A 5,952-nucleotide genomic window follows, 5' to 3' on the forward strand; every position below is an offset into this window, starting at 1 on the left:
GGGCTACCTCACGCCCCACGAAACACGCCTGCGCTACCAGCAGGGACAGGCCCTCGCGGCATAACGGAAACGTGTCCATGATCACGGGGAAACTTCACGAGTCATCGTGCTTCCCCCGTGGGGCGGTAGGCGCTCAGGCCGGCGCGGAGCATGGCCGACACCCCGGCCCAGCCGATCGCGCAGGCGGCGTCGATGACGGACAAGCCCGGCTCGAAGCCCTGCTTCGGCCAGGCTTGGACGTAGCACGGGTGCCGGTCTGTGAATTCGTTCCAGGTGACGGTGATCTTGTACTCAGCGAGCGCTACGGCGTCGAGGTACTGCCGCGTGCCCGAACCAGCCCACAGTTCCCGCTCACCAGCAGCAGCGCAGATATGTGCCAGGCGCTCGCTCTTGCCCTCGGCGGTGGTCAAGGACATCCGGGAGGTATGGAGCAGGGAGGCGCGGGAGCCGAGCGCGAGCGCGATCTGCGTTACGAGATCGGTGTTCAGGTCAGCCAGCCACCGGTGGCCAGCCGACAGGGGTTGCTCGATGACCTGGAGGGCTTCTTCGACGTACGGGCTACGTCCGTACGCCAGGCGTAGCGTCTTGACCACGCTCGGCACGTCGAAACCGTCGGCGATCCGTGTGTCACGGATGAGCTGGCCGGTCGCACGGACCACCGGGACGGTGACCCAGGCGGGGCCGTTGGCGGTCTTGATCCGGTTTCGGTTCTGCCAGCCGCCCTGCGTGAACTGCACGTCGTCGTAGAGCGCGACGCTCGTGCAAGCGATCAGCGCCTCGCAGAAACCGAGCCATGGCAGGAACGGTGGCTGCTCGATGTAGATCACGGACTACTCCTCTTCCGGCACAGGGTGCAGCAGGGTGAGCAGGGGCGTTTCGAACGCCTCGAAGGCGCGGCCCGCCGCAGCGGCCGAGGGCCGCAGCCGCCAGCCGGCTGCTGTTGCGCGCTGGCGGGTGTAGGTCTCGCCCAGATACCAGCGGCCTCGTTGCGACTCGTGCCGGGCCAGGGCTTTCACCTTGTCGTCCAGGAAGGCCGTGATGTCCACCAGGACGGTTGGGGCGAAGGCGCTGCGCGGGGCGTGCGGTTCGCCGTACAGCACGGTGTGGCAGGACGGGACGCGGGTGGCGGCGTTGGCGGTCGCCGCCGCGAGCGCGCGGTGGTCCTGGTGGTCGTTGTCCGCGTGCGGGCTGTGGGTGATCACGGTGGTGCAGCGCAGGCGTACGAGTTCGCTCTCGATGGCCGAGATCAGATTCCGGTCTGGGTGCAGGGATCCGTCAGCGAGGCCGAGACAGGTCACCTCCACGTCGGCCACCCGCCGACCGCACCCCGGTGGATCTGCTCACCGATGCGGGCCACGACGCGGTCGCAGCCCAGCTGCAGTCCTACCGACAGGGCCAGAAATGCTGGGGCGAGGCCGGGATGGACACCGCCGCGATCACACTGCTCTACCCACCCACCGCCGATCAACGGGGTAATGCCGCGAGGGCGAGGAACGCGGCGGAGCCCCTCCCGTCGCGGGGCGGTTGCGGGCCGGCGACGGTTCAGGCGGTGGCGTGGGGTTCGACGGCCAGGGTGAGCTGGTCGGTGAGAGCCGTCAGACGGCTGCGTGCCTCGTCGGGGCTGTCGGCGGTGACGATGAGGAAGCCGATCCGGGCGGCTCCCGGGGATGCGGTGGGCGGGAGGCAGACCTGGTCGCCGACATTGCGCAGCCAGGTCACCTGGCGCAGCCACGGATACAACGGGCCGGGTACGGCGGGGAGGTGGCGGGCGGTGAGTGTGCTTCGACGGCCCTCTCCACAACCCGGTCTTCGAGGTGTGGTGGATGTCGCGGACGGCACGTTGTGCTGGGCGAAGTGGCGGCGGCTGGCGGCCTTGTCGCGGGAGGCGTTCATCGACGCGACGGTGCTGGCGGGCAGTCCGAGCCGGGCGGCGAGGTGCGCGGTCGCGACGAGGGCGTATTCGTCCCAGGTCAGGACTCCGGCGACGGTGTGGCGTTCAGCGAGCGCGAGTCCGGCGGCGATCACCGACGTGGGGTCGCGGGGATCGGCGACCTCGTGGTCGACGACCAGGTCCTGCTGCCAGGTCGGCGGCTTGGCGTCGATCAGCGCGACCGGATACGCGGCGGCGGCCCGCTCCATGCAGTAGCCGCGCAGCACCGGGTCCGTACCGCCGACCACGATCAGAACCGGATCAGCTAGACGCGTGGACCGTGACATGGAAAAGCCTCCATAGAAGGGGGGTTGGGCAGAGGAGAGGAGGACCGGGCGCGGTTGTGTGAGGGTGTTCACGGGACATCAACCGGGACAGCCGGATCACTGGCTTGCGTGTCAGCCGGAGCCGTGTGAGCTGGGGCCGGGCCGGATACGCGGACCGGCGACAGCGCCGGATTGCCCTCGGCGCGGTGCCGGCGCAGCCCGGCGAAGCACGCGCCCAGCACCACGCCCTGGACCACGGCGCACGCCAGCAGCAGGTGAGGGATTCCGGCGGCGGGTACGGCGGCGACGAGGATTCCGGCGGCGGGGAACGGCAGCAGGAGCAGGATGATCGTGACCGCAAGGGTGGAGCCGAACGCGCGGGCGGGGATGAGACGGCCGCGCAGCGTGCGCAGGACCACGGTCAGCACACCGTCGGCGGCCATCAGTACCGCGACCACCACCGTGTAGGCACGAAAGCCGGGCACGAGGGCGGTGGCCAGGCATGCCGCAGTGGAGAGGGCGGCGGCTGCCGCGCCGACCGGCCACACCTGCCAGCGGCTAAGGGCGCGGTGGGCGGCCCAGACGGCGAACAGGGAGACAACGGCCGCCAGGCTCCACATCATCCCCACGTCCACAGTAGGCCGGCGGAACCGCTGCACCACGGTGATGGGAGTGGCGGCCTGGAGCACACCGAGGGACAGGTTCGATGCGGCGAGACCGCCCACCAGCCAGGCCAGGGCAGGAATGTGGCGCAGGGTCCGCCAGCCGGTCAGCAGACTGCTGGGAACCGGACGGTGATCCACCGGACCACCGTGACCCCGCGCACCGGCCGCCGCGGTCATGGCCAGGGCGGCGATGACCGCCATCAGCACGGGCGGGCCGGCCAGCAGCACCAGACCGCCGAGCAGCGGTCCGATCAGCAGGGCGCCCTGGTCGATACCGGTCTGCACCGCCTGGACCCGGTGCGCCCGTTCGCCGGGCCGGCGGCCGGCTGCGGCGCCGAGGGTCTCGACCGCGACGAAGGACACCTCCGCCACCAGCCCCGAAACAGCCCCGAACGTCATGACGACCCAGGTGGTCGCTGTACCGGTCGCGGGCAGAACCAGCAGCACCCCGCCGACCACCGCGAGCACCATGGCCCGGACGAGGTTGGCGGTACGGAAGGCCCGGCCGGCACCCCACCGGTCCACGAGCGATCCGGCGAACGAGAAGGACACCAGGCGCGGTACCCACTGCACAACGAACGCGACGCCCGTCAGCGTCGTCGAGTTCGTGGTGAGGAGCACCAGAAGCGGGATCGCGTACGAGTCCGTCATACTCGCCAGGCCATCAGCGGCACGGATGAGATACGTACGCGTCAGGTCGGGTGAAGAGGAAGGGGAGGAGAGCATCACGGTTCACCGGGTCCGCGGGGTGGAGCCCTGCGCGGGCGACGCGGGCGTGATGGACGCGGGCACCGACGGGCCAAGCGAGGGCGGCACGTTGGCCGAAGCGGGTGAAGTAGCGCGGGCCGCGCCGGCGACGGGGACCCCGCTGTGGGCGGCGGTCCTGGACCGGTCGCTGCTTTCCCGTTGTGGCGGGCTGTCGAGGATTCGTATCTCCGCAGCCGTTCCGGCCAGTTCCTCTCCGACGGTGGCGAGTTGCTCGGAGGCGACGGTCAAGCGGTCGGAGAGTTCCCAGGCATCGTCGTCAAGGTCGGTGACCTGTTCCCCGGCGGCTTCGAGGGCCTCCTGAAGCCGGACCAGAACACCGTCGGCTGGATCGAGGAGCTGGTCGATGGCACGCGCGGCCTCGGCAGCGTTCGCGGCGCCACGGATGTCGTCCGTCAGCCGCAGGACCTGCGCTCCGGCAACATAGGCCCCAGACGGATCGGTCGGGGTGGTCAGTCGGTCGGCGTCGAGAGCAGGATCCAGGCCAACGTCGTACCGGGCGGCACGGAGCATCTCCGCCGCGTGGGACGCGATGGAGGCGCGGTCCGCCTCCGTGGTGGTGGTCGGTAGCCGGTGGCGGCGGCCGTACCAGTCCTCGATCTGGCGGAAGCCGGCGTGGGTGAGGAGCGCGGCGGACAGGTCGTCGCTGGCGCCCTTGGCCGTGACGCTGCCGCTGCCGCTGGGCTCGATGCTGATGGTGATGGAGGGGGCGGGCACGTGAAACTCCTGGATGCGGGCTGTTGGGTGTGGGGCTGGGGGCAGGTGGCCGAGTTCGGTGGCGATGCGCTGGCATTCGGCGTGGATGCGGGAGGCCTCGCGGTAGGTGTTGTGGAGGCTGCCGTCCTCGCGGGCGAGGGTGGCCACGACATAGACCCGGTGGGGCTGGTTACGCAGGGCGATCCAGCGGCAGGCGTCGGGATCGCCGTCCGGGGCGATGCCGGTGGTGACCACCATGCGGTGAGCGACCTCGGCCCACTGAGGGTCGGTCAGGTCGGGGTGGCGGGGGTCGGCACGGACCGAGCAGACCCACACCGGCCGGTCGGGTGCCCGGGTGCCGAGGCGTTTGACGGGCGCGTCGAGGGCGCGGGCCAGGTACGGCAGAGCGTCGCCTTGCGCGGGGACCTCGATCGGGGTGTCGTGGCAGTCGCCCGTGATCAGGCGGGTGTTGATGTGATGGCCGTGCTCGCCCGGCCCGTACAGATAGGCGAGCAGGCCGGCGGTGTGGCCAGTGCGCTGCAGGCGTGCGAGCACGGCGTCTACCTCGAAAAGGGAGTAACGGGCACGAGCCCGGTGGTCGGACGGTCAGGAAGAGGATCCGGAGATTCCGCGATTTGGCCCGGCCGGAGAGGAGTGGTACATGCCTGTGATCGGGGGCGGCCCGTCCAGTCCGTGGTCGTGGGCGAAGTTCCAGCAGGCGGAGCGCGCGAAGTAGGCGTCGTTGTGCAGGCGGGCCCAGTGGCCGTCCGCGCGGATGACGGTGGCGACGATGTCGAGACCGTCGGCGGTGTTACGCAGGGCGGCCCACCGGCAGGCGGCCGGATCGTCGTCCCGCTCAATGCCGGTGACGTCGACGACTTCGCGCGTCAGCTCGAACCAGTGGTCGTCGTTGAGTTCCACGGAGGTGGTGTTGCGGATTGCGAAGTGCCAGGTGAGCTGCCGGGACGCGGTGTGCCCGGTCCTCGGTTTCCGCAGAGCCAGCGGTTCGTCGAGCAGCCGCGCCAGGTCCGGCAGGGTGACGGTGTCCCAGGCAGCCAGCACGGGTGACCAGGCGGTGAGCAGGTACGGGGCGAAGCCAGGCTCGCCGCGGTGCAGTTCAGTGAGCAGATCGGCTGTGCCCTCGGTGCGCCGCACATCGCAGCACAGGGGGGTACGTGGGCATGGCTCGGCCCAAACGTGACTGCGGTTGGCGCGCTCGAAGGTGCAGGCCAGCACCGGCAAGGTCAGGACGATGTGCCGGACGACAGACACGAGCCAGCCGCTCGATGCCCTGCTGCGTCAGCTCAACCCGGCGCTCAAGGGCTGGTGCGTCTACTTCCGGCCCGGCGTGTCCAGTGCGACCTTCGCCTACCTGAGCCACTACACGTGGCGCCAGGTCGGGAGCTGGTTGCGCCGCAATCATCGCCGGTCCACCTGGAAGGACCTCCGCCGCCGCTACTGCGACGTCGGATGGTGGCCGGCCTCGGACGAAAGGCCACTGTTCAACCCGGCCAAGGTGACCACCACGCGTTGAAGTTTCCCCGTGATCATGGACACGTTTCCGTTATGCCGCGAGGGCCTGTCCCTGCTGGTAGCGCAGGCGTGTTTCGTGGGGCGTGAGGTAGCCCCA

Annotated in this window: 7 protein-coding genes; 1 reads left to right on the top strand and 6 read right to left on the bottom strand. The window is 70.2% G+C overall.

Translation table 11 applies throughout. The features are described 5' to 3' along the window. Positions 1–101 precede the first annotated feature (101 nt). From PV679_RS35675 to PV679_RS35700, 6 genes are all read right to left on the bottom strand, one after another. Complete coding sequence (locus tag PV679_RS35675; protein ID WP_319685443.1) at positions 102–827, bottom strand: WbqC family protein; 726 nt, start codon at positions 825–827, stop codon at positions 102–104. Positions 828–830: 3 nt separating this feature from the next. Then, positions 831–1,313 (bottom strand): PIG-L family deacetylase, encoded by a 483-nt coding sequence (locus tag PV679_RS35680; protein ID WP_319685444.1) that lies wholly within the window; start codon positions 1,311–1,313, stop codon positions 831–833. A 229-nt stretch (positions 1,314–1,542) separates the two neighbouring features. Continuing rightward, on the bottom strand, positions 1,543–2,217 hold the full coding sequence (locus PV679_RS35685; protein ID WP_319685445.1) for a hypothetical protein: 675 nt from the start codon (positions 2,215–2,217) through the stop codon (positions 1,543–1,545). A gap of 68 nt (positions 2,218–2,285) precedes the next feature. Further along, complete coding sequence (locus PV679_RS35690) at positions 2,286–3,587, bottom strand: MFS transporter (protein ID WP_416069876.1); 1,302 nt, start codon at positions 3,585–3,587, stop codon at positions 2,286–2,288. 6 nt (positions 3,588–3,593) lie between these two features. Next, on the bottom strand, positions 3,594–4,877 hold the full coding sequence (locus PV679_RS35695; protein WP_319685447.1) for a hypothetical protein: 1,284 nt from the start codon (positions 4,875–4,877) through the stop codon (positions 3,594–3,596). A gap of 51 nt (positions 4,878–4,928) precedes the next feature. Then, positions 4,929–5,594 carry a hypothetical protein gene (locus tag PV679_RS35700; protein WP_319685448.1) on the bottom strand — a complete coding sequence of 222 codons (666 nt, stop codon included), beginning with the start codon at positions 5,592–5,594 and terminating at the stop codon, positions 4,929–4,931. Between PV679_RS35700 and PV679_RS35705 the strand changes: the two genes are divergently transcribed. Then, entirely contained in the window at positions 5,575–5,856 is a 282-nt protein-coding gene (locus PV679_RS35705; RefSeq protein ID WP_319685449.1) for a group II intron maturase-specific domain-containing protein, read from the top strand. The genes PV679_RS35700 and PV679_RS35705 overlap by 20 nt on opposite strands. The last annotated feature ends 96 nt before the right edge of the window (positions 5,857–5,952 follow it).

Origin of the sequence: Streptomyces sp. AK02-01A (genome assembly GCF_033795305.1) — a bacterium.
GTDB lineage: Bacteria > Actinomycetota > Actinomycetes > Streptomycetales > Streptomycetaceae > Streptomyces.